Here is a 23,174-nt window from a genome sequence, read left to right on the forward strand (position 1 = left end):
GGGATTCTTCAGTGGCTTTCGCCGGAGAACCCTGCTGACCCGGCGGCTTGCTTGCCGTTGTTCCGTGTCAGTGGAGGCGCATTATAGGGAGTTATTCTGAAGCTGCAAGTGCAAAGTGAAAATTATTTACTGACCGCTCACTTTCCAGGCAAAACATACTCCAGACATTCATTTTCGCCTGGTTTTTAAACAAAAACGAGCCGCAAGCGGCCCGTTTTTGATGTTTTGTGACTTACTGCACTGCCACAATTCGCTCGTCATTCACTTCCAGACGAATCACTTTTCCTGGAATCAGCTCTCCGGAAAGGATTTGCTGAGCCAGTGGGTTTTCGATCTGCTGCTGGATAGCACGTTTCAGAGGACGTGCACCATAAACAGGATCGTAGCCATTCTCACTAAGCAGTTTCAGCGCTTCATCAGAGATGTGGATTTCATATCCACGCTCTTCCAGACGTTTATAAAGACGCTGGAGCTGAATCTGCGCAATAGAAGCAATGTGTTTTTCACCCAACGGGTGGAAGACCACGACTTCATCGATACGGTTAATGAACTCAGGGCGGAAGCTGTGGCTCACAACCCCCAGCACCAGCTCCTTCATATGACCATAATCCAGTTCACCAAAACGTTCCTGAATCAAATCGGAACCCAGGTTAGACGTCATGATCACCACGGTATTGCGGAAATCGACGGTTCTCCCCTGTCCATCGGTGAGTCGTCCATCATCCAGAACCTGCAATAGAATGTTGAACACATCCGGGTGCGCTTTCTCCACTTCATCCAGAAGAATGACGGAGTAAGGACGACGACGTACCGCTTCAGTCAGATAGCCACCTTCTTCATAGCCAACATATCCCGGAGGCGCACCCACCAGACGTGAAACCGAGTGTTTTTCCATAAACTCAGACATATCGATACGGATCATTGCGTCATCGCTATCAAACATAAAGTTTGCCAGCGCTTTGCAGAGCTCTGTTTTACCTACACCCGTTGGGCCAAGGAACAGGAATGAGCCAATCGGACGATTTGGATCAGACAAGCCCGCACGGCTACGGCGAATGGCATTCGATACCGCCTCAACAGCTTCATTCTGGCCGATAACCCGGTGGTGCAAGTCCTGCTCCATCCGCAGCAGTTTTTCACGTTCACTTTCCATCATGCGAGCGACAGGGATACCCGTCCAGCGCGCCAGCACTTCAGCGATTTCCGCATCGGTCACTTTGTTACGCAGCAGACGCATGGTTTTGCCTTCTGCCTGCGTTGCAGCTTCCAGCTGTTTTTCCAGCTCCGGAATTTTACCGTACTGAAGTTCGGACATCCGCCCCAAGTCACCTACCCGGCGAGCCTGTTCAATGGCGATTTTTGCCTGCTCCAGTTCTGCCTTAATCGTCTGAGTACCCGAAAGCGATGCTTTCTCCGCTTTCCACTCTTCTTCTAACTCAGAATACTGGCGCTCTTTGTCATCCAGTTCCTCATTAAGCATATCCAGACGTTTCTTACTGGCTTCATCAGACTCTTTCTTCAGCGCCTGCTGTTCCAGTTTGAGCTGAATGATTCGGCGGTCGAGTCTGTCCAGCTCTTCTGGTTTCGAGTCAATCTGCATACGGATACTCGATGCAGCTTCATCAATAAGGTCGATGGCTTTATCCGGCAGCTGGCGATCGGAGATATAACGGTGCGAAAGCGTCGCCGCAGCAACAATGGCCGGGTCGGTTATCTGCACATGGTGGTGCAACTCATAACGCTCTTTCAGGCCACGTAAAATCGCAATGGTGTCTTCGACCGTTGGCTCAGCAACGAATACTTTCTGGAAACGACGCTCAAGGGCAGCATCTTTTTCTATATACTGACGATACTCATCAAGCGTTGTCGCACCGACGCAGTGAAGTTCACCACGCGCCAGCGCAGGTTTCAGCATGTTCCCGGCATCCATTGCGCCATCCGCTTTACCGGCACCGACCATCGTGTGCAGCTCGTCGATAAACAGAATGACATTGCCTTCCTGTTTTGCCAGGTCATTAAGCACGCCTTTCAGACGCTCTTCGAATTCACCACGGTATTTCGCCCCGGCCACCAGCGCGCCCATATCCAGAGCCAACACGCGGCGACCTTTCAGGCCTTCCGGTACTTCTCCATTGACAATACGTTGCGCCAGCCCTTCAACGATGGCGGTTTTACCGACACCCGGCTCACCAATCAAAACAGGGTTGTTTTTGGTACGACGTTGCAGTACCTGAATGGTACGGCGAATCTCTTCATCACGGCCGATCACCGGGTCAAGCTTGCCCTGCTCGGCACGCTCGGTCAGATCGACGGTGAATTTTTTCAAAGCCTGACGTTGGTCTTCGGCTCCCTGATCGTTCACGCTTTCACCTCCGCGCATTTTTTCAATCGCCTGAGTCACGTTGGCGGTTGTTGCTCCGGCAGTTTTCAGCAGGTCGGTCAAAGTACCGCGTGATTCAAGCACCGCCAGAACAAACAGCTCCGACGATATAAAGTTGTCGCCACGTTTTTGCGCCAGCTTGTCGCAAAGATTCAGTACACGCACCAGATCCTGGGACGGCTGAACATCACCACCCGTTCCTTCTACCTGCGGCAAACGGCTCAGTGCCTGATCGATGGCCGTGCGTAACTGGCCAGCATTAATACCGGCGGACGTTAATAATGGACGTACCGAACCCCCTTCCTGATTCAGCAAGGCGCTCATTAGATGAAGAGGTTCGATGAATTGGTTGTCGTGCCCCAGTGCGAGGGACTGGGCATCGGCGAGTGCAAGCTGGAATTTATTAGTAAGACGATCCAGACGCATAACTCCTCCCATAACAGGTCAAATTTGCTACTGGAGATTAAATGAGGTCATCCCTCAATTATTCAAGGTTAATGACCTGAATTATGTGAAAAGAAAACGGCACGTACCGGATCGTCTTGATTCTTTAGGTTATATCAGCCAAATAAAACTTGCCATACGACCCGTCGTCTTGTCGCGGCGATAAGAGAAAAAATCACCCTTTTCGGTGAACGTACAGCGATCGCCACCGAAGATTTGCGTAATACCCACGCGATTCAGACGCTGGCGCGCAAGCTGATAAATATCGGCCAGATATTTTTCCCCCACCGGCTGAAACGCGGTGACGGCTTGCGGGTCTTTATCCATAAAGGCTTCGCGTACCTCAGGCCCGACTTCAAAGGCGCGAGGGCCAATTGCCGGGCCAAGCCAGGCAATAATGTTGGCAGGGTTATCGGCGAAACAGGCGACCGTCTCCTCCAGAACCCCTTCGCACAAACCACGCCAACCTGCGTGTGCGGCCGCGACTTCGGTTCCGGACTGATTACAAAAGAGAACCGGCAGGCAATCGGCGGTCATCACGGCACACACTGTCCCGGGAGTATTACTGTAAGAAGCATCGGCACGTTTAGAAACATAGGGTTCACCCGTCAGTTTCAGTACGTCCTTGCCGTGCACCTGTTCGAGCCAGACGGGTTTTGACGGTAAGTTTCCGGCCGCAAACATACGCTTGCGGTTTTCCTCAACATGTTCCAGAACATCACCGCAATGCGCGCCGAGATTTAATGACTCCCATGCGCCCTGGCTTACCCCGCCGACGCGGGTCGAACTACAGGCGGCCACGCCCTCAGGCAGTGGCCACTCCGGGACAATCAGTTTGGTCATAACCAGTCCACCTGGTCCTTATGCTCTTCAAAATCAGCGCGTAATGCTTCGATAAGCTCCACCATATCCTGTGGGATAGGCGCGTGCCATTCCATCTGGATGCCGGTGATCGGATGGTAAAGACGCAGCATTGTTGCGTGCAGTGCCTGGCGGTCAAACTTACGCAGGACGCTGATGAATTCATCAGATGCGCCTTTCGGCGGACGCGGACGGCCACCGTAAACCTGGTCACCCACCAGCGGATGAGTGATGTGTGCCATATGGACACGGATCTGGTGCGTACGACCCGTTTCAAGGCGCAGACGCAGGCGCGTATGGATACGGAAATGTTCCATAATACGGTAGTGCGTTACCGCCGGTTTCCCCATTGGGTGCACCGACATATGCGTACGTTTGGTTGGGTGGCGGCTGATAGGTTCTTCTACCGTGCCGCCCGAGGTCATATGACCAATCGCGACCGCTTCATATTCACGGGTAATTTCACGCAGCTGCAACGATTCCACCAGACGCGTCTGGGCTGGAATTGTTTTCGCCACCACCATCAGACCCGTGGTGTCTTTATCCAGACGGTGAACGATACCGGCGCGCGGTACGTCAACAATCGGCGGGTAATAATGGAGAAGCGCGTTTAACACTGTACCATCAGGATTACCGGCACCTGGATGAACAACCAGATCGCGCGGTTTGTTGATAACCAGAATGTCATCATCTTCGTAGACGATCTCAAGTGGGATATCCTGCGGTTCAAAACGCACTTCTTCTTCGATTTCAGCATTGATGGCGACAGCTTCCCCACCTAACACTTTCTCTTTTGGTTTGTCCCAGACTTTGCCGTTTACCATCACGCGCTGGTCAAGGATCCATTCTTTTATGCGTGAACGCGAATAATCAGGGAACAATTCGGCCAAAGCCTGATCTAAGCGTTGACCGAGCTGATTTTCGGAGACTGTTGCGGTGAGTTCTACTCGTTGTGCCATAAACTGCTTCTTCGTTTAACGTTGGGTTTTACGGCTTTGCCGTTTAATATAGTGTGCTATTGTAGCTGGTCTTAATCGGGAGCAGGAACAGAGTTTCTCCCGGACAAACATTTGAGGAAAGTCAAAACGTCATGACGCGCATGAAATATCTGGTGGCAGCGGCCACGTTGAGCCTGGCTTTGGTGGGCTGCTCCGGTTCAAATGAACAGGTCCCTGACAATCCGCCGAATGAAATCTATGCGACTGCACAACAAAAGTTGCAGGACGGTAACTGGAAACAGGCGATAACGCAACTGGAAGCGCTGGATAATCGCTATCCATTTGGTCCGTATTCGCAGCAGGTACAGTTAGATCTCATCTACGCTTACTATAAAAATGCCGATCTGCCGCTGGCTCAGGCGACTATCGATCGCTTCATGCGTCTGAACCCGACTCATCCTAACATCGATTATGTCATGTATATGCGCGGTCTGACCAACATGGCTCTGGATGATAGCGCTCTGCAAGGTTTCTTTGGTGTTGATCGTTCCGACCGCGATCCTCAACATGCGCGTGACGCCTTTAACGACTTCTCCAAGCTGGTACGTGGTTATCCAAACAGCCAGTACATTACCGATGCCACTAAGCGTCTGGTATTCCTGAAAGATCGTCTGGCTAAGTATGAATACTCCGTTGCTGAATACTACACCCGCCGTGGCGCATGGGTTGCCGTAGTTAACCGTGTAGAAGGAATGCTGCGCGATTACCCTGATACGCAAGCCACGCGTGACGGCCTGAAGCTGATGGAAAACGCATACCGTCAGATGCAGATGAACGCGCAGGCTGAAAAAGTCGCGAAAATCATCGCCGCAAACAGCAGCAATACCTGACTTTCCGCTTAAAGCAAAACGGCAGCCCGATGGCTGCCGTTTTTTTATTCGTTTCTGTCATAAGCTGAAGCGGTTTAGCTTCAACACATCCTATCAACTATGGCCTCAATTTCTGAGTTCGACAAGGTAAAAATCGCCTCTTCCTGTCCTGCCTCACAAAAAAGATTCCCTGACAAAAACCGACAAAATAACGTGATCTAAATCACACATTTTGACATTAGGACAGGTATGCTGGAATCACCAAGACGGAAAGACAAGAGGTAAAATTTATGACAATGAACATTACCAGTAAACAAATGGAAATTACTCCGGCAATTCGCCAGCACGTCGCAGACCGTCTCGCCAAACTGGATAAATGGCAAACTCATTTGATTAATCCACATATCATCCTGTCCAAGGAGCCACAGGGTTTCATCGCTGACGCAACTATCAATACTCCAAACGGCCATCTGGTCGCCAGCGCTAAACACGAGGATATGTACACCGCAATTAACGATTTGATCAACAAGCTGGAACGGCAGCTCAATAAAGTGCAACACAAAGGCGAAGCCCGTCGCGCCACAACATCGGTGAAAGACGCCAGCCTCGCGGAAGAAGTTGAAGAAGAGTAATCCTTTAAATTGAGTGTACCGCCAACGCGCCTTCGGGCGCGTTTTTTATTGACAGGGTGAAAACAGTGCAGGTACTTTAACGGTATCAACCACAGGATGACTCAATGAAACTAACGCCGTTTTTCTTCGCATTCTTTTTTACCTTCCCCTGAATGGGAGGCGTTTCGTCGTGTGATAAAGAATGCGAAGACGAACAACAAGGCCTCCCAAATCGGGGGGCCTTTTTTATTGATAACGATAAAATGAGACAGGCAACACTATGACACCGGAAAACCCGTTACTGGATCTGCGAGTAAAAATCAGCGCGCTGGATGAAAAATTACTGGCACTGCTGGCAGAACGCCGCTTACTCGCTGTCGAAGTGGGCAAAGCCAAGCTGGACTCCCACCGCCCCGTGCGTGATATCGACCGTGAGCGTGATCTGCTGGAGCGCCTGATTCAGCTTGGAAAAGCGCACCACCTGGATGCCCATTACATCACCCGTCTGTTCCAGCTTATCATCGAAGATTCCGTTCTGACCCAACAAGCGCTGTTACAGCAGCACCTGAATAAAACCAATCCGCACTCTGCCCGTATCGCGTTTCTGGGCCCGAAAGGTTCGTATTCGCACCTGGCGGCACGTCAGTATGCAGCCCGCCATTTCGAAGAGTTTATTGAAAGTGGATGCGCGAAGTTTGCCGACATTTTCAATCAGGTTGAAACCGGCCAGGCCGATTACGCCGTAGTCCCGATTGAAAATACCAGCTCCGGCGCCATCAATGATGTCTACGACCTGCTGCAACACACCAGCCTGTCGCTGGTTGGCGAGCTGACTATTCCAATTGACCACTGTGTTCTGGTTTCAGGCTCCACTGACCTGAGCAACATCGAGACGGTGTACAGCCATCCGCAACCGTTCCAGCAATGCAGCCAGTTCCTGAACCGCTATCCGAACTGGAAAATCGAGTACACCGAAAGTACCTCTGCGGCGATGGAAAAAGTCGCGCAGGCAAATTCCCCGACCGTTGCCGCACTGGGTAGCGAAGCGGGTGGCGCGCTTTACGGATTGCAGGTGCTGGAACGTAACCTCGCCAACCAGACGCAAAACATCACACGCTTTGTGGTGCTGGCGCGCAAAGCCATTAATGTGTCCGATCAGGTCCCGGCAAAAACCACGCTGTTGATGGCCACCGGCCAGCAGGCAGGTGCGCTGGTTGAAGCCCTGCTGGTACTGCGTAATCACAATCTGATCATGACCAAGCTGGAATCGCGCCCGATCCACGGCAATCCGTGGGAAGAGATGTTCTATCTTGATGTTCAGGCCAATCTGGAGTCTGCGTCCATGCAGAAAGCCCTGCGTGAGCTGGGTGAAATCACCCGCTCAATGAAAGTGCTCGGCTGCTATCCGAGCGAAAACGTTGTTCCGGTCGACCCGGCTTAACGTTCGATAAAGCGGCTTTTCTTCATCCCTGCCACGCTGACGGGCAGGGTGAAGATAGCCCCGGAAAGCGGATATTGCGCTGTCTCAGCCTCATCCATATTTTCCCGGGTGGTTGTGATAAACAACGTTTTCATGTCGTCACCGCCAAAGCAGACCATCGTCGGGCAACGAACCGGAAGCCGGTATTCCTCAAGCTGTTCACCCTCTGGTGAAAATCTGGCTATGCGCCAGCCATCAAACAGCGCGCTCCAGTAACAGCCTTCCACGTCCATCGCGGCACCGTCAGGTATCCCCTCGCCTTCCTTAAACCGCCGGAATACATCTCGTTTGCCAGGCTCACCCTGTTCATCCAGCGGCGTGCGATAGATAACACCATTCGGCGTGTCAGAGGTAAACATCCACTGCTGGTCATGACTGAATGCCAGGCCGTTATGCCCGTGGATATCGCACTGAAGTACCTTCGGAGTCAGGTCGTTGTCGATGCGCATCAGCATTGCACCGTTATAGTCCCCAGGCCCCCAGAATGTCCCCGCATAGAAGCGTCCCCGGTGATCGGTGCCACCATCATTAAACCTCGCCAGCTGCGGGTTTGAGGGGTTGTCGCACACCTTGCGCTGAAGTAGCCCGTGCTTATCCGTCAACCAGATGGCAGTTCGCATTGCGACAATAAAACCGCCGCGCTCTCGCAGGGCAAAACACCCCACCTCCTCATGAAATGACAGGACAGTATGCTCAGCCGTTGGCAGGTGGTAACGATGGATCTCCCCTTCCAGAATATCAGCCCAGTAGAGCGCATTTTCATCTTCGCTCCACGTTGGGCATTCCGGTAAGTGCCCGGTGTAGTTCAATAACAGCTGCGGTTCCATCATGTCATTTCCCCAAAAGAAAAAAGCCAGCGTATGCTGGCTTTTAGTATATACATCATCACATTACTGGCGACTGTCATTTGCCTGGCGCAACAACGTGCGACTTTCGCTCTGGAAGCGCTGTGCATAATCACCGAACCAGTGTTCAACCTTACGGAAACTGTCGATAAATGCTTGTTTATCGCCATGCTCCAGCAAGGTGATGGCTTCGCCAAAGCGCTGATAGTAACGTTTAATCAGTGCCAGGTTGTTCTCTGACGACATAATAATGTCAGCATACAGCTGCGGATCCTGCGCAAACAGACGCCCAACCATAGCCAGCTCCAGGCGATAGATTGGCGAAGAGAGCGCCAGCAACTGCTCAAGCTGCACGTTTTCTTCCGCCAGATGCAGGCCATAAGCAAAGGTTGCAAAGTGACGCAGCGCCTGGATGAATGCCATGTTCTGATCGTGCTCAACCGCACTAATGCGGTGCAAACGCGCACCCCATACCTGAATCTGTTCCAGGAACCACTGATAAGCTTCCGGCTGACGGCCATCACAATAGACCACCACCTGCTTGGCAAGGCTACCGCTATCTGGGCCAAACATAGGATGCAGACCCAGTACTGGGCCAGTGTGAGCGGCCAGCATCGCCTGCAATGGACCGTTTTTCACCGACGCCAGATCCACCAGAATGCAATCCTCCGGCAGCGAAGGAAGTTTCTCGATAATCTGTTCCGTCACATGAATTGGCACGCTAACGATCACCATGCCGGCATCTTTCATCAGTTCCGGTGCACGAGCCCAGTCCTCTTTTTCCAGAATGCGCACCTGGTAGCCAGAAAGCGTCAGCATTTTTTCAAACAGACGCCCCATCTGGCCCGCACCGCCCACAATCACCACCGGGCGCAGCGATGGACAAAGGGTTTTGAAGCCTTTGTCGTTCTCGCTGGAATAGGACTCACGCATCACGCGACGCAGTACATCTTCAATCAGGTCTGGAGAAACCCCCAACGCCTGCGCCTCTTTACGGCGGGACGCAAGCATAGAAGCTTCACGCTCTGGTACATAGATAGGCAGGCCATATTTACTCTTTACCTCGCCCACCTCGGCAACCAGAGACATACGGCGCGCCAGCAGGTCCAGCAACGCCTTATCCACTTCATCAATTTGATCGCGTAATGCGGTCAATTCAGCAACCATAACTACCCTCTTATGCCAGACGCGTCGCCAGCTGGCCGTTCAAATCTTTGTGGATCTCACGCAGCAGTGCATCTGTGGTTTCCCAACTGATGCAGGCATCAGTAACAGACACCCCGTGCTTCATTGCGCTACGCGGTTGTTCAGATGACTGATTGCCTTCGTGAATGTTGCTTTCAATCATCAGGCCGATAATAGAACGATTGCCATCTTTGATTTGCGCGACAACGGATTCAGCCACCGCAGGCTGACGACGGTAATCTTTGTTCGAGTTACCATGGCTGCAATCTACCATCAGAGCCGGACGCAGTCCCGCCTGTTCCATCTCTTTTTCACACTGGGCGACATCTGCCGGGCTGTAGTTTGGCGCCTTACCACCGCGCAGGATCACATGGCCATCCGGGTTACCCTGCGTTTGCAGCAGACAAACTTGCCCCGCCTGGTTGATACCCACAAAACGGTGTGGCATTGCCGCAGCACGCATTGCGTTAATCGCAGTTGCCAGGCTGCCGTCAGTCCCGTTTTTGAAACCAACAGGCATAGACAAGCCAGACGCCATTTCGCGGTGGGTTTGCGACTCAGTGGTACGCGCACCAATTGCAGACCAGCTAAACAGGTCACCCAGGTATTGCGGGCTATTCGGATCCAGAGCTTCGGTTGCCAGAGGCAGCCCCATGCTGACCAGCTCAACCAGCAGGCGACGCGCAATCTTCAGGCCTGCTTCCACATCAAACGAGCCATCCATGTGCGGATCGTTAATCAACCCTTTCCAGCCAACAGTGGTACGTGGCTTTTCAAAATAGACGCGCATCACCAGATAGAGGCTATCGCTGACCTCCTCCGCTAATGTTTTAAATCGACGGGCATATTCAATGGCGGTTTCAGGATCGTGAATGGAGCATGGACCACATACCACCAGCAGACGCGGATCGCGCCCGGCGATGATGTCGGAAATGGTCTGGCGAGAGTGCTCAATTTGCTCCTCTTGCGCAATGCTCAGCGGGAATTCCGCTTTCAGTTGATCCGGGGTAATTAAAATCTGTTCGTCAGTGATATGTACGTTGTTCAGCGCGTCTTTTTGCATGATTGCGATCCTGTAGAGCTCGTTTGCGATAGTTGTTTTCCTCTAAGAGGTGAGACAACGATACCACAACAAGTAAAGATTTCAATCCAAAATACGTACACATTACTTTACAACAGCCAATTTATTGCAAAAATCAGCTGATAAAAACGTAAACTTAAAATTACACCCACTTATCTTCCGCCAGGCTATGCTGAAGAAAAAAGGAGAATGTCTATGCGTTCAATCGCGTTAGCGCTACTGGCCCTGTCTTTATCAGGCTGCCAGATCAATCCCTACACCTTCCAGCCCGACTGGACAAGCCCTGACTGGTTTGGTGCGGGAAAAGAAGACGCCATGAACGGCGTGCCGGTTAAAGATAATCAGGCGCTGGCCGATAATTTTAACGATCCGAAAGTCGATCGTAGTGAATATCTCCGCGGTTATGCGGATGGTCAGAAGAAAGTTTGTGAAGAAGGATTTATTCACGCATGGGGTTTAGCAGGCAAATCATTTCCAGCCAGTTGCGATACCGTAGAAAATGCAGCAAAACTTCACGATGCCTGGCAACAAGGGATGGATGAAAGCATGAAGGCCAGCAGGCTTAATTGATTTTTATCTTTTACCATCGGAATAAATGTAACTGTGAGATTTAACCTAAGTCAACGTAGTTGCATTTCTGACATAATGACGGCTTTGACAAACAATGGTATTCTGCCGACAACTCTTAAGGACATCTATTTCCAGAGCGGTATGGCGGTTTCTGGTGAGAATTTTATTCTTGATCTCTTTGTACCGACTGACTCTGGCATTGATGCTGTTTCTTACTGCGGGCGCAACGGTTGCCGGAACGCAAACGGCAACCGATAAATCGGTGCGTTCAATTGTTTCGGGTATTGTGAGTTATACCCGGTGGCCAGTGCTTTCCGGCCAGCCGAAACTCTGTATTTACGCCACATCGCGCTACGCGCAGACACTCAGCCGCGAAGATGGGCATAGTGAGTTACCCTACACTCCTGCTATCGTGCGTAACGATCAGGAAGCACTGGCAGCCATGTGCGACGCTATATATTTCGGGACCGAATCCCCAGCCCAACAACTTGATTTAATAAATCAGTATCAGGGCCGAGCGTTGCTATTAATCTCAGAACAGAATCCGGAATGTGTTATTGGAAGCGCATTTTGTCTCATTATAGAAGACGACCGGGTTAGGTTTTCCGTAAATCTGGATGCACTGTCTCGTAGTGGTGTAAGAGTCAGTCCGGATGTATTAATGCTTGCACGGAATTCGAAGCATGAATAAGGATTTCACTTCACCTCCACGCCCTACGTTTAAAAGAACATTGAGGCGTATCAGCATGATAAGCGTCATAATAACAATGACGCTTATATGGCTGTTGCTTTGTTTTGCTTCCGTAGTGACGTTAAAACAATATGCGCAAAAAAATCTCGAATTAACCGGCGCAACCATGAGCCACAGCCTAGAAGCTTCGCTGGTTTTCAACGACTCTCTGGCCGCGAATGAAACGCTCGCCACGCTGGGCAAACAGGGACAATTTGCGCAAGCCGAAGTCCTCAATATCCATGAAAAACGTTTTGCCTGGTGGTCATGGAACCCTGAAGATAATACCGATACGCTGGGTGCGCTGGTCAGCCGCTGGTTGTTCCCGACCCCCGTTGCGCAGCCGATTATGCATAACGGCAATAAGATTGGTGAGATTCGCCTTACGGCGCGCGACAGCCTTATCAGCCACTTTATCTGGATGTCGTTTGCCGTTCTTACCGGCTGCATTCTTTTCGCCTCTCTGGTGGCATTAACCATTACCCGCTCTCTGCACCAGGGCATGGTCACAGCGATGCAAAATATTACCGATGTCGTCCATGACGTGCGCACCAACCGTAATTTCTCACGCCGGGTCAAAGAAGGCAGGATCGAGGAGTTCCACCGTTTCGGCGAGGACTTCAACAGCCTGCTGGACGAAATGGAAGAGTGGCAATTGAAGCTCCAGGCCAAGAATGCACAGTTACTGCGTACCGCGATGCACGACCCTTTAACCGGCCTGGCTAACCGGGCGGCATTTCGCAACAGCATTGCGGCATTAATGAATGACTCTTCCGCAAAATTGAACTCTGCCCTGCTTTTCCTGGATGGTGATAACTTTAAATTTATCAATGACACATGGGGACATGCCGCAGGCGACTGCGTACTTATTGAGGTCGCCAGCAGAATGGTGGAGTTCGGCGAAAGCCGCCATCAGTCGTACCGTCTGGGCGGCGATGAATTTGCGATGATCCTGTATGGCGTCCATTCAGAACCCGATGTCCAACACATTTGTGCTGCGCTGTCGCAGCAGTTTATCCGCCCATTCGATCTGCATAACGGACACACAGCATCGATGTCACTCAGCATTGGTTTTGCTCTGGCGTGGGAAAATGCTTCGGTGGAAGCGTTACTGGAGCAAGCCGACCGCAATATGTACCTGGTTAAAAACCAGCGTTCAAAAACAATATCCTAGAAAGGAATACGATATGTTAAAGCGATACCTCGCGCCGCTCTTACTGGCATCAATGGTTCTGGCTGGATGTCAGAACCAGCCACAAGGAAAATTCACCGCAGAGCAAATCGCCGCCATGAAGTCATACGGCTTTAACGAACTTAATGGCGACTGGTCACTGGGACTTTCTGACACCATTCTGTTCGGCAAAAATGAAGCGCAGCTGCGTCCTGAGAGCGAAAAACAGATCCAGACTATGGCAACACGTCTGGCTGCGACCGGCTTAACTCATGCGCGCATGGACGGTCACACCGACAACTACGGCGAAGATAGCTATAACGAAGCGCTATCGTTAAAACGAGCCAATGTCGTTGCCGACACCTGGGCAAAAGGCGCCAGCATCCCGCGCAGCAATCTCACCACCCAAGGGTTAGGTAAAAAATACCCGGTAGTGAGCAACAGTACATCGAAAGGTCGTGCTGAAAACCGCCGCGTTGCAGTGGTCATCAGCACGCCATAGACGTTATTTAACGGATGATTCGGCGAGCGACACATCTATGGCCGCTCGCCAGCGCAGCCAGTCAAACAAAATAAACAGCACCAGACTGCCTCCCATCACCGGAAGCGCCAGCCCCAGCAGTACACTCAAAACCACAGTGACTAACCTTCCCGGAAGCGATAACGCCAGCCAGCTCTGACAGAGTGTCTGAACCGGATTTGCGTTCGACTGTGCAGGACGACGCATCCACCACAGGCGATATCCCCAAAGGATCATCACGCAGAGCGCCAGACCAAAAGCGATAAGCAAAAGCTGGTTTGCCAGACCAAACAAAATCCCCATATGGAAATCCACACCCCAGCGCGTCAGTTTAGCCATGAGCGGGAAATCGTCGAACCGGGTTCTGTCCAGTACCTGCATAGAGTGAGGATCAACCGACACGCTATCTACCTGAGTCGGCCAGCTGCGATCGATTTCGGTGACCGTCCAGGCTTGATTAGCTGCTTTGGCCGGGCGGATCTCCAGCTTACTGGCATCGATTCCTGCCTTTCTGGCGACATGTAACACACCGTCAAACTGCGTCAGATCCATGTCCATCTCAGGCATCACCATTCCGCCATGATGACCGTGATGTTCAGCGTGCTCATCCATCTGCTGAGGCGCACCTGAAAGCTGGGTGTTAACCTGCGGAGTGAGCCAGTTCATTTCAGCACGCAGTTTATCGACATTCCCCCCCGCCCACTGCGACCAGGTCAGCCCGGTTGCCGAGAACAGCAACATCCCGCCCAGCAAGATCCAGCCGAGCGTAACATGCAGGCGCCGACGGTTCTGGAAACGATTATTGATGCGGCGCTTTGGCCGGGTATAAAACCACAGAGCAATCCCCCCCAGTGCGGCAACCCACATCCATGAAGCAGCCAGCTCGCTGTAAAGCCGCCCGGTATCTCCCAGCATCAGGGAGGTATGCAGATAATCAATGGTCTGACGAAGCGGCAAAATTCCGCTGGTGCCGTATACCGTCAGATCGCCACGCGCTTCAAGGCTTACAGGATCGATAAAAATCGCCCGATTCTCTGATGGCCCAAGCGAAGGGTCGGCGAACATCACACGCGTCGTTTCACCTTCTGTCAGGCCAGGGCGAACGGCATGTAGCCTCAGTTCCGGTCCCACGTTTTTTTCTGCCACGGCAATTTGTTCTGCCAGGGGCTGCGGTTCCCCCACCGCATCCGTATGAAGCGCGTGCCGGTATAACGCATTTTCCAGCTGCGGCGTTGCCACATACAGCGTGCCGGTCAGGGCAGCGAAGAAGATAAACGGGCCGACAAACAGCCCAATATAGAAATGAAGTCGACGCAGCAGGTTTCCCCATGCCGCGCGCGGAGTGCAGGTGGTCATACTTTTCCTTTTTAAGGCAAAAAGTTATCGAATATTTTTTTAAAGGTAAAAAGCAGATCAGCGCGGCGGCGCGCGGGTATCAGGATAAAGCCAGGGGAAAAAGTGCCAGTGGCTGACCGCCTGACGAGGCGGCTTCACCCGCAGTCTTTGCAGTACCACGCTGAGCAGGACGATCAGCGCAAGCATCATGCCCGGGACATGGGCTAACAGTACGCAGTAACCGCACGCTTCAGCATGATCGACCGGCATGGAGTGCTGCATCTCGCCATGATGCTCATCCATCGACATCATGCTCATGTCATGATGCATTCCCGGCATCGCACTCATGGGATCTTTTTGCAGCGAGACGGAGATAAGCGGCGCTACCACGATCAGCAGGATCGCAAACAGCGCGGTCAATGCCGCTGCGCGTTTCCAGTTATGCTGATGCAGTACGTTATCCACTTAGCCTCCACGGAAGAGGCAAGCATTGTAAATGATTTATGACGAAAGGGTTAACGCGTGAGATGCGATGAGATAAAAAAAGGGCCAGCCTTTCGGCCAGCCCTTTTTAACAGGATGTCGCTTAAGCGAATCTTAGTTCAGACGCTCTTTAATACGAGCTGACTTACCAGTACGCTCACGCAGGTAGTACAGTTTAGCTTTACGTACAGCACCACGACGTTTAACAGCAATGCTGTCAACTACCGGAGAGTGAGTCTGGAAGACACGCTCAACGCCTTCGCCGTTGGAAATTTTACGAACAGTGAATGCAGAGTGCAGACCGCGGTTACGAATAGCGATAACCACGCCCTCGAATGCCTGCAGACGTTTTTTGGAACCTTCAACAACCCATACTTTCACTTCCACGGTATCACCCGGACGGAAGGAAGGTACGTCCTGCTTCATCTGCTCTTGTTCAAGTTGCTTAATAATGTTGCTCATAATTTAATCTCTTATCCTGGGTAAACTGATATTTGGGGGCCTCAGGCCATCCCATCATGTTCATGCTGCTGGTGCGCGTGTTCGGTTTTGAACTCGGCCAGCAACTTTGCTTGCTCTTCAGTCAGAGCCAGGTTTTCCAGAAGTTCAGGTCTTCTAAGCCAGGTTCGGCCCAGCGACTGCTTCAGACGCCAGCGACGTATCTCGGCATGGTTTCCTGACAGTAACACTGCCGGTACTTCCATCCCTTCTAACACTTCAGGACGAGTATAGTGTGGGCAGTCAAGCAATCCATCAGCAAAGGAATCTTCCGTTGCTGATGCTTCATGGCCCAGTACGCCCGGAATGAACCGGGAAACTGAGTCAATCAGCGTCATTGCTGGTAACTCACCACCGCTGAGTACGTAATCGCCGATAGACCATTCTTCGTCAATCTCGGTTTGAATTACGCGCTCATCTATCCCTTCGTAGCGACCGCACACCAGAATCAGCTTTTGATTCGTTGCCAGTTCGCTCACGCCCGCTTGATCAAGCTTGCGTCCCTGAGGTGACAGATAAATCACCTTTGCGCCTTCACCTGCCGCGGCTCTTGCTGCTGAGATGGCATCCCGCAAAGGTTGCACCATCATTAGCATCCCCGGTCCGCCGCCGTAAGGACGTTCATCCACGGTACGGTGCCGGTCATGAGCGAAATCACGTGGACTCCAGCTCTCGATGCTCAGCAGGCCATTTTTTACTGCCCGGCCAGTTACCCCATAATCGGTAATCGCGCGGAACATTTCAGGAAACAGGCTAATTATGCCAATCCACATAGCGCCGTCTTTTACCGTTTTCAGGAGAATTTAAAAACCAGGATCCCAATCTACTTCAATGGTCTGAGTAGCGAGATCGACTTTCTTGATAACCTGCCCATCGAGGAACGGAACCAACCGCTCCTTGATGCCAAACGCATCTTTCAGGTTTGCCTTGATGACGAGAACGTCATTTGATCCGGTTTCCATCATATCAATGACTTTACCAAGACCATAACCTTCAGTGGTCACTACCTGGCAACCAATAAGGTCTTTCCAGTAGTAGCCATCATCCAGCTTCGGCAACTGCGACGAATCAACGACAATTTCACAATTAGTCAGCAGATTCGCGGCATCGCGATCGTCAACGCCTTTCAGCTTGATAACGATGTCCTGATTGTGGTGACGCCAGCTTTCCAGCTCGACCTCTTCCCACTTACCGCCTTTCTGGATAAACCAGGGCTGGTAATCAAAAATGCTTTCGGCGTCTTCGGTGGAGGAAAACACTCTGAGCCAACCACGGATACCGTAAGTAGAACCCATTTTCCCCAATACGATCGGTTCAACAGGTACTGGTGCGACGTGTTGCTTGCTCATCATGACCACCGTGACAGATTAAGCTGCTTTGTTTGCTGCTTTGATCAGCGTAGCAACGCGATCGGAAACAGTAGCGCCCTGGCCAACCCAGTGAGCGATACGATCCAGATCCAGACGAGTTTCTTCTTCTGCGCCAGCGGCCAGTGGGTTGAAGAAACCAACGCGCTCGATGAAGCGACCGTTGCGTGCATTACGGCTGTCAGTAACAACAACCTGGTAGAACGGACGCTTTTTAGCGCCGTGACGTGCTAAACGAATAGTTACCATAACATCCTCTTGTGTGAATAAAACAACCGGGCCCCATCGAGGAACGGAGCCCGGGTGTCATATTAAAAGCCCGAAAATTTTACTGATTTCTGGGGAAAATGCAATCAGCAGTTGCGAAGTCTGCCAGAAAAGGCCGTCGGCGGTGCAGTCAGTTCGGTGCCGGCGTGCGCGCAGCCACCGAAACGTACACGTAGTACGTGAGGATGGCGAGCACACCCCGGTGCCGAAATGGCAAACAAGCCAGGCCGCTTAGCGGCCTGGGAATCCTGGGGGCATCATCCCTTTCATGCCACGCATCATCTTCGCCATGCCGCCCTTCTTCATTTTCTTCATCATGCGCTGCATGTCGTCGAACTGTTTCAGAAGACGGTTAACGTCCTGTACCTGCATCCCGCAACCGGCTGCGATACGGCGTTTACGGGAACCTTTGATGATGTCCGGGTTAGCGCGCTCTTTGAGGGTCATCGAGTTGATGATGGCCTCCATACGCACCAGCACTTTGTCATCCATCTGCGCTTTTACGTTGTCAGGGATCTGGCCCATCCCCGGTAGTTTGCCCATCAGGCTCGCCATGCCGCCCATGTTTTTCATCTGACGCAGCTGCTCAAGGAAGTCTGTCAGATCGAAACCGTCGCCTTTTTTCAGCTTGCTGGCCAGTTTCTCGGCCTGCGCGCGGTCAACTTTGCTTTCGATATCTTCGATAAGCGACAGCACGTCGCCCATGCCGAGAATACGAGAAGCAATACGGTCCGGGTGGAACGGCTCCAGGGCTTCGGTTTTCTCACCCACGCCGAGGAACTTAATTGGCTTACCGGTGATATGGCGAATCGAAAGCGCCGCACCACCACGCGCATCACCGTCCACTTTGGTCAGCACCACGCCGGTTAACGGCAGGGCTTCGTTAAAGGCTTTTGCAGTATTCGCCGCATCCTGGCCGGTCATGGCATCGACAACAAACAGGGTTTCTACCGGGTTGATAGAAGCATGAACCTGCTTGATTTCGTCCATCATCGCTTCGTCAACGTGCAGACGACCGGCGGTATCCACCAGCAGCACGTCGTAGAATTTCAGCTTCGCTTCTTTCAGCGCAGCATTAACGATGTCGACAGGTTTCTGGGCAACGTCAGACGGGAAGAAATCCACGCCAACCTGCTCTGCCAGGGTTTCCAGCTGTTTGATTGCCGCCGGACGGTAAACGTCCGCAGAAACAACCAGCACTTTTTTCTTGTGCTTCTCGCGCAGGAATTTACCCAGCTTACCCACGCTTGTGGTTTTACCCGCACCTTGCAGGCCGGCCATCAGCACCACTGCCGGTGGCTGAGCCGCCAGGTTAAGCACCTGGTTCTCTTCGCCCATCGCCGAAACCAGTTCGGTACGAACGATTTTGACGAATTCCTGACCCGGGGTCAGGCTCTTGTTAACTTCGTGGCCAACCGCTTTTTCTTTAACACGGTTGATGAAATCACGCACGACAGGCAACGCAACGTCTGCTTCGAGCAGCGCCATACGCACTTCGCGCAGCGTTTCCTTAATATTTTCTTCGGTGAGGCGTCCACGGCCGCTGATGTTGCGCAGCGTGCGCGACAAACGATCGGTTAAATTATCAAACATTGTCTCTCGCCTGAGGTAGAAACGTTGGGTCGCATTAGCGACACATACACAGAATTTTGCCGGAGTATAACATGAAGGCGGCTTTGTTGTTATGCAACGGTTGGAGCACGCGTCACGTAACGTTATACTGCTTCTCTTTCTTATTAAGACGACTGTCGACGCCTATATGCCTGTTTTCGCACTGATCGCCCTTGTTGCCTACTCTGTCAGCCTCGCGCTGATCATTCCTGGCCTGCTGCAAAAAAACAGCGGCTGGCGGCGTATGGCTATTCTTTCGGCGGTCATCGCACTGATAAGCCACGCTTTTGCGCTGGAATCGCGCATAATTCCCGGCGACGGTAGCGTGCAAAACCTCAGCGTGCTTAACGTCGGCTCGCTGGTCAGCCTGATGATCTGCACGGTGATGACCATCGTGGCATCCAAAAACCGTGGCTGGCTGCTGCTGCCGATTGTCTATGCCTTTGCGCTGATCAATCTGGCTTTAGCCACCTTTATGCCAAATGAGTTCATTACCCATCTGGAAGCCACGCCGGGAATGCTGGTGCATATTGGCTTGTCGCTGTTCGCGTATGCCACGCTCATTATTGCCGCGTTGTACGCGATGCAGCTGGCCTGGATTGACTACCAGCTGAAAAACAAAAAGCTGGCCTTTAACCATGAAATGCCGCCACTGATGGTCATCGAACGTAAAATGTTCCACATCACCCAGGTCGGGGTTGTGCTGTTAACACTTACGCTCTGTACTGGCCTGTTTTATATGAAAAACCTGTTCAGCGTGGAGAATATCGATAAAGCCGTCCTCTCCATCATTGCGTGGTTTGTCTATATTGTCCTGTTATGGGGCCATTATCATGAGGGCTGGCGCGGTCGCCGCGTGGTCTGGTTCAACGTTGCGGGTGCGGGCATTCTTACTCTTGCCTATTTCGGTAGCCGCTTCATACAGCAATTTGCTGGCTAAGTAACAAAGGAGTTCCCCCTGGAACACATCTCTACCACCACGCTGATCGTCACGCTGATCATCATGGTGGTCATATCTGCCTATTTCTCGGGCTCGGAAACCGGCATGATGACGCTGAACCGCTATCGGCTGCGTCACCGCGCTAAACAAGGTAACCGCGCCGCACGTCGTGTAGAAAAGCTGCTGCGTAAGCCGGACCGCCTGATTAGCCTGGTCCTCATCGGTAACAACCTGGTCAATATCCTCGCCTCGGCACTGGGGACTATCGTCGGGATGCGCCTGTACGGTAATGCCGGTGTTGCCATTGCCACCGGTGTGCTGACATTTGTGGTGCTGGTATTTGCCGAAGTTCTGCCAAAAACCATCGCCGCGCTTTACCCGGAGAAAGTCGCCTACCCGAGCAGCTTCCTGCTGGCCCCGTTACTGATCCTGATGATGCCGCTGGTCTGGCTGCTGAATATGGTGACGCGTGTTCTGATGCGCATGGTCGGCATCAAAGCAGACGTCACCATTAGCAGCGCACTCAGCAAAGATGAACTACGCACCATCGTGAACGAATCCCGTTCGCAAATTTCCCGCCGCAACCAGGACATGCTGCTGTCGGTGCTGGATCTGGAGAAGGTCAGCGTTGACGACATCATGGTGCCTCGCAACGAAATCGTTGGTATCGATATCAATGACGACTGGAAAGCGATCGTCCGCCAGCTTACGCACTCGCCGCACGGGCGTATCGTGCTGTACCGCGATTCGCTGGACGATGCCATCAGTATGCTGCGTGTACGCGAAGCTTACCGCCTGATGACCGAGAAAAAAGAGTTCACCAAAGAGATACTGCTGCGCGCTGCTGACGAAATTTACTATGTGCCGGAAGGCACGCCGCTCAGCACTCAGCTGGTGAAATTCCAGCGCAATAAGAAGAAAGTCGGGCTGGTTGTCGATGAATATGGTGATATTCAGGGGCTGGTGACGGTAGAGGATATTCTCGAAGAGATTGTCGGGGACTTTACCACCTCAATGTCACCATCGCTGGCAGAGGAAGTGACTCCGCAGAACGACGGTTCAGTGCTGATTGACGGCAGCGCCAACATCCGTGAGCTGAATAAAGCCTTTAACTGGCACCTGCCAGAAGACGAAGCCCGCACGATGAATGGAATGATTCTGGAAGCACTGGAAGAGATCCCTGCGGCAGGCACGCGGGTACGCATTGAGCAATACGATATTGATATCCTGGACGTGCAGGACAATATGATTAAGCAGGTGAAAATCCTGCCTGTGAAACCACTGCGCGAAAGTATCGCTGAGTAATGTTGTAGGCCGGGTGTAAGGCGAAGCCGCCACCCGGCACTACGGAGCGGCAAATTACGCTTTCGCTTTCGCCACGGTCACCATAGCGGCACGAATGGTACGGCCGTTCAGGGTGTAACCTTTCTGCATCACGCCCAGCACTTTACCGGCTTCAACGTCTTCAGATTCCACCATAGCAATCGCCTGATGAACGTTCGGATCCAGCGGCACGTTGGTATCAGCAACCACTTCAACACCAAACTTGCGTACCACATCCAGCATGGATTTCAGCGTCAGCTCGATACCTTCAATCATGGCGGCGTTGTCCGGGTTAGCTTTATCAGCCACTTCCAGCGCGCGATCCAGGCTATCGATAACCGGCAGCAGTTCGTTGACGAACTTCTCCAGCGCAAACTTATGCGCCTTTTCAACGTCCAGCTCGGTACGGCGACGCAGGTTTTCCATCTCCGCTTTGATGCGTAACACACCATCGCGTTCGCGATTCTGTGCTTCTGCGACCTGGGCTTCCAGATTCGCAATTTTCTCATCGCGCGGGTCCACCTGCTCAGCAGAAGCTTCTGACTCTACGGCCTCAACTTCATCATGCTGTTCCGTGATAATTTCTTCCGGGGCTTGCCCCTCAGGCGTTTTCTGTTCTTTACTACTCATGAATTTCTCCGCGTTTTTCTGCATTCATCTCGCTAACTTCGCTTATTATGGGGATCAGTTTCCGGGATTCAAGGGAACAAGACAGATTGTCATCATTCATTAGGCACAAGGACCTCCAGAAAATGAATAATCATTTCAAGTGTATTGGGATCGTCGGGCATCCGCGTCACCCTACCGCATTGACGACACATGAAATGTTGTATCGCTGGCTGTGCGCCAAAGGCTATGACGTGATGGTCGAACAGCAAATTGCGCAGGAGCTACAGCTCAAGAGCGTCAGAACCGGTACGCTGGCAGAAATAGGCCAGCAGGCGGATCTCGCCGTCGTGGTCGGCGGCGACGGCAACATGCTGGGCGCAGCCCGCACCCTGGCGCGCTACGATATCAAAGTTATCGGCATTAACCGTGGCAACCTCGGTTTTCTGACCGATCTCGACCCGGACAACGCCCAGCAACAGCTTGCCGATGTTCTGGAAGGCCACTATATCAGTGAGAAACGCTTCCTGCTTGAGGCACAAGTGTGCCAGCAGGACTGCCAGAAACGCATCAGTACCGCCATTAACGAAGTCGTTCTCCACCCCGGCAAGGTGGCGCATATGATTGAATTCGAAGTTTATATTGATGAGATCTTTGCGTTCTCGCAGCGTTCGGATGGGCTGATTATCTCAACGCCGACGGGTTCCACCGCCTACTCGCTTTCTGCGGGCGGCCCGATTTTAACACCGTCACTGGATGCGATCACGCTGGTGCCCATGTTCCCGCATACGCTTTCTGCGCGTCCGCTGGTCATCAACGGCAGCAGCACTATTCGCCTGCGTTTTTCTCACCGCCGCAATGACCTGGAGATCAGCTGTGACAGCCAAATCGCGCTGCCTATACAGGAAGGTGAAGACGTGTTAATCCGTCGCTGCGATTACCACCTGAATCTGATCCACCCGAAAGATTACAGCTATTTCAATACATTAAGTTCCAAACTCGGCTGGTCAAAAAAATTGTTCTGATTTTGCATCCAGCACTTTACTGTATATAAAACCA

General features: G+C 52.2%; 25 protein-coding genes and 1 other annotated feature. Of the genes, 11 read left to right on the forward strand and 14 right to left on the reverse strand.

The window, feature by feature from the left end:
* Positions 1-232: 232 nt before the first annotated feature.
* The 3 genes from clpB to rluD form a co-directional block, all read right to left on the reverse strand.
* Positions 233-2,806, reverse strand: coding sequence for an ATP-dependent chaperone ClpB (clpB, locus tag M987_RS00005; RefSeq protein WP_014071393.1), 2,574 nt, complete (start codon positions 2,804-2,806; stop codon positions 233-235).
* A gap of 129 nt (positions 2,807-2,935) precedes the next feature.
* Complete coding sequence (gene yfiH / locus M987_RS00010; protein ID WP_014071394.1) at positions 2,936-3,667, reverse strand: purine nucleoside phosphorylase YfiH; 732 nt, start codon at positions 3,665-3,667, stop codon at positions 2,936-2,938.
* On the reverse strand, positions 3,664-4,644 hold the full coding sequence (rluD, locus tag M987_RS00015) for a 23S rRNA pseudouridine(1911/1915/1917) synthase RluD (RefSeq protein ID WP_014071395.1): 981 nt from the start codon (positions 4,642-4,644) through the stop codon (positions 3,664-3,666). Before rluD ends, yfiH begins: the two co-directional genes overlap by 4 nt.
* Positions 4,645-4,775: 131 nt before the next feature.
* Between rluD and bamD the strand changes: the two genes are divergently transcribed.
* The 4 genes from bamD (at position 4,776) to pheA (ending at position 7,544) form a co-directional block, all read left to right on the forward strand.
* On the forward strand, positions 4,776-5,513 hold the full coding sequence (gene bamD / locus M987_RS00020) for an outer membrane protein assembly factor BamD (RefSeq protein ID WP_014071396.1): 738 nt from the start codon (positions 4,776-4,778) through the stop codon (positions 5,511-5,513).
* 269 nt (positions 5,514-5,782) lie between these two features.
* Positions 5,783-6,124 carry a ribosome-associated translation inhibitor RaiA gene (raiA, locus tag M987_RS00025; protein WP_014071397.1) on the forward strand — a complete coding sequence of 114 codons (342 nt, stop codon included), beginning with the start codon at positions 5,783-5,785 and terminating at the stop codon, positions 6,122-6,124.
* A 103-nt stretch (positions 6,125-6,227) separates the two neighbouring features.
* Positions 6,228-6,353, forward strand: a sequence feature (Phe leader region).
* On the forward strand, positions 6,229-6,276 hold the full coding sequence (pheL, locus tag M987_RS24585) for a pheA operon leader peptide PheL (protein ID WP_100249759.1): 48 nt from the start codon (positions 6,229-6,231) through the stop codon (positions 6,274-6,276). Its footprint overlaps the feature before it by 48 nt.
* Before the next feature lie 30 nt (positions 6,354-6,383).
* Positions 6,384-7,544 (forward strand): bifunctional chorismate mutase/prephenate dehydratase, encoded by a 1,161-nt coding sequence (pheA, locus tag M987_RS00030; protein WP_014071398.1) that lies wholly within the window; start codon positions 6,384-6,386, stop codon positions 7,542-7,544.
* Here the strand turns inward: pheA and M987_RS00035 are convergent.
* The 3 genes from M987_RS00035 to aroF are packed head-to-tail and all read right to left on the reverse strand — an operon-like array spanning position 7,541 to position 10,676.
* Positions 7,541-8,413 (reverse strand): SMP-30/gluconolactonase/LRE family protein, encoded by an 873-nt coding sequence (locus M987_RS00035; RefSeq protein ID WP_014071399.1) that lies wholly within the window; start codon positions 8,411-8,413, stop codon positions 7,541-7,543. The two genes, pheA and M987_RS00035, sit on opposite strands and share 4 nt — an antisense overlap.
* A gap of 60 nt (positions 8,414-8,473) precedes the next feature.
* Positions 8,474-9,595: a bifunctional chorismate mutase/prephenate dehydrogenase gene (gene tyrA / locus M987_RS00040; RefSeq protein WP_014071400.1), complete on the reverse strand. Its 1,122-nt coding sequence runs from the start codon at positions 9,593-9,595 to the stop codon at positions 8,474-8,476.
* A gap of 10 nt (positions 9,596-9,605) precedes the next feature.
* Complete coding sequence (gene aroF / locus M987_RS00045; protein WP_014071401.1) at positions 9,606-10,676, reverse strand: 3-deoxy-7-phosphoheptulonate synthase AroF; 1,071 nt, start codon at positions 10,674-10,676, stop codon at positions 9,606-9,608.
* 213 nt (positions 10,677-10,889) lie between these two features.
* Between aroF and M987_RS00050 the strand changes: the two genes are divergently transcribed.
* The 4 genes from M987_RS00050 to M987_RS00065 all read left to right on the forward strand — a co-directional run bounded on the left by M987_RS00050 (position 10,890) and on the right by M987_RS00065 (position 13,667).
* The gene (locus M987_RS00050) at positions 10,890-11,264 is read left to right on the forward strand and encodes a DUF2799 domain-containing protein (RefSeq protein WP_014071402.1); all 375 of its coding nucleotides are present in this window, start codon (positions 10,890-10,892) and stop codon (positions 11,262-11,264) included.
* A gap of 154 nt (positions 11,265-11,418) precedes the next feature.
* Positions 11,419-11,955: a regulatory sequestration protein YfiR gene (gene yfiR / locus M987_RS00055; RefSeq protein WP_425359146.1), complete on the forward strand. Its 537-nt coding sequence runs from the start codon at positions 11,419-11,421 to the stop codon at positions 11,953-11,955.
* On the forward strand, positions 11,948-13,168 hold the full coding sequence (dgcN, locus tag M987_RS00060) for a diguanylate cyclase DgcN/YfiN (protein WP_014071404.1): 1,221 nt from the start codon (positions 11,948-11,950) through the stop codon (positions 13,166-13,168). Before yfiR ends, dgcN begins: the two co-directional genes overlap by 8 nt.
* 13 nt (positions 13,169-13,181) lie before the next feature.
* Entirely contained in the window at positions 13,182-13,667 is a 486-nt protein-coding gene (locus M987_RS00065; RefSeq protein ID WP_014071405.1) for an OmpA family protein, read from the forward strand.
* A gap of 3 nt (positions 13,668-13,670) precedes the next feature.
* Here the strand turns inward: M987_RS00065 and M987_RS00070 are convergent, their stop codons facing one another.
* The 7 genes from M987_RS00070 to ffh form a co-directional block, all read right to left on the reverse strand.
* Positions 13,671-15,041, reverse strand: a complete 1,371-nt coding sequence (locus M987_RS00070; protein ID WP_014071406.1) for a PepSY-associated TM helix domain-containing protein — start codon at positions 15,039-15,041, stop codon at positions 13,671-13,673.
* A 57-nt stretch (positions 15,042-15,098) separates the two neighbouring features.
* Entirely contained in the window at positions 15,099-15,485 is a 387-nt protein-coding gene (locus tag M987_RS00075; RefSeq protein ID WP_014071407.1) for a DUF2946 domain-containing protein, read from the reverse strand.
* A gap of 132 nt (positions 15,486-15,617) precedes the next feature.
* Positions 15,618-15,965: a 50S ribosomal protein L19 gene (gene rplS / locus M987_RS00080; protein WP_002914145.1), complete on the reverse strand. Its 348-nt coding sequence runs from the start codon at positions 15,963-15,965 to the stop codon at positions 15,618-15,620.
* Positions 15,966-16,006: 41 nt separating this feature from the next.
* Positions 16,007-16,774 carry a tRNA (guanosine(37)-N1)-methyltransferase TrmD gene (gene trmD / locus M987_RS00085; RefSeq protein ID WP_014071408.1) on the reverse strand — a complete coding sequence of 256 codons (768 nt, stop codon included), beginning with the start codon at positions 16,772-16,774 and terminating at the stop codon, positions 16,007-16,009.
* A gap of 30 nt (positions 16,775-16,804) precedes the next feature.
* The gene (rimM, locus tag M987_RS00090; protein WP_014071409.1) at positions 16,805-17,350 is read right to left on the reverse strand and encodes a ribosome maturation factor RimM; all 546 of its coding nucleotides are present in this window, start codon (positions 17,348-17,350) and stop codon (positions 16,805-16,807) included.
* 18 nt (positions 17,351-17,368) lie between these two features.
* Positions 17,369-17,617 carry a 30S ribosomal protein S16 gene (rpsP, locus tag M987_RS00095; RefSeq protein WP_003863133.1) on the reverse strand — a complete coding sequence of 83 codons (249 nt, stop codon included), beginning with the start codon at positions 17,615-17,617 and terminating at the stop codon, positions 17,369-17,371.
* Positions 17,618-17,866: 249 nt separating this feature from the next.
* The gene (gene ffh, locus M987_RS00100; RefSeq protein ID WP_014071410.1) at positions 17,867-19,228 is read right to left on the reverse strand and encodes a signal recognition particle protein; all 1,362 of its coding nucleotides are present in this window, start codon (positions 19,226-19,228) and stop codon (positions 17,867-17,869) included.
* A gap of 166 nt (positions 19,229-19,394) precedes the next feature.
* On the opposite strand from ffh, the gene M987_RS00105 reads away from it, so the two are divergent.
* Both M987_RS00105 and M987_RS00110 read left to right on the forward strand, forming a co-directional pair.
* Entirely contained in the window at positions 19,395-20,186 is a 792-nt protein-coding gene (locus M987_RS00105) for a cytochrome C assembly family protein (protein WP_003863130.1), read from the forward strand.
* A gap of 18 nt (positions 20,187-20,204) precedes the next feature.
* On the forward strand, positions 20,205-21,491 hold the full coding sequence (locus M987_RS00110) for an HlyC/CorC family transporter (RefSeq protein WP_041162107.1): 1,287 nt from the start codon (positions 20,205-20,207) through the stop codon (positions 21,489-21,491).
* A 54-nt stretch (positions 21,492-21,545) separates the two neighbouring features.
* Here the strand turns inward: M987_RS00110 and grpE are convergent, their stop codons facing one another.
* Entirely contained in the window at positions 21,546-22,139 is a 594-nt protein-coding gene (gene grpE / locus M987_RS00115; protein WP_014071413.1) for a nucleotide exchange factor GrpE, read from the reverse strand.
* Between the two features lie 122 nt (positions 22,140-22,261).
* On the opposite strand from grpE, the gene nadK reads away from it, so the two are divergent.
* Positions 22,262-23,140, forward strand: coding sequence for an NAD(+) kinase (gene nadK, locus M987_RS00125; protein ID WP_041162108.1), 879 nt, complete (start codon positions 22,262-22,264; stop codon positions 23,138-23,140).
* Positions 23,141-23,174 lie beyond the last annotated feature (34 nt).

This window comes from Enterobacter soli ATCC BAA-2102 (assembly GCF_001654845.1).
GTDB classification, from domain to species: domain Bacteria; phylum Pseudomonadota; class Gammaproteobacteria; order Enterobacterales; family Enterobacteriaceae; genus Enterobacter; species Enterobacter soli.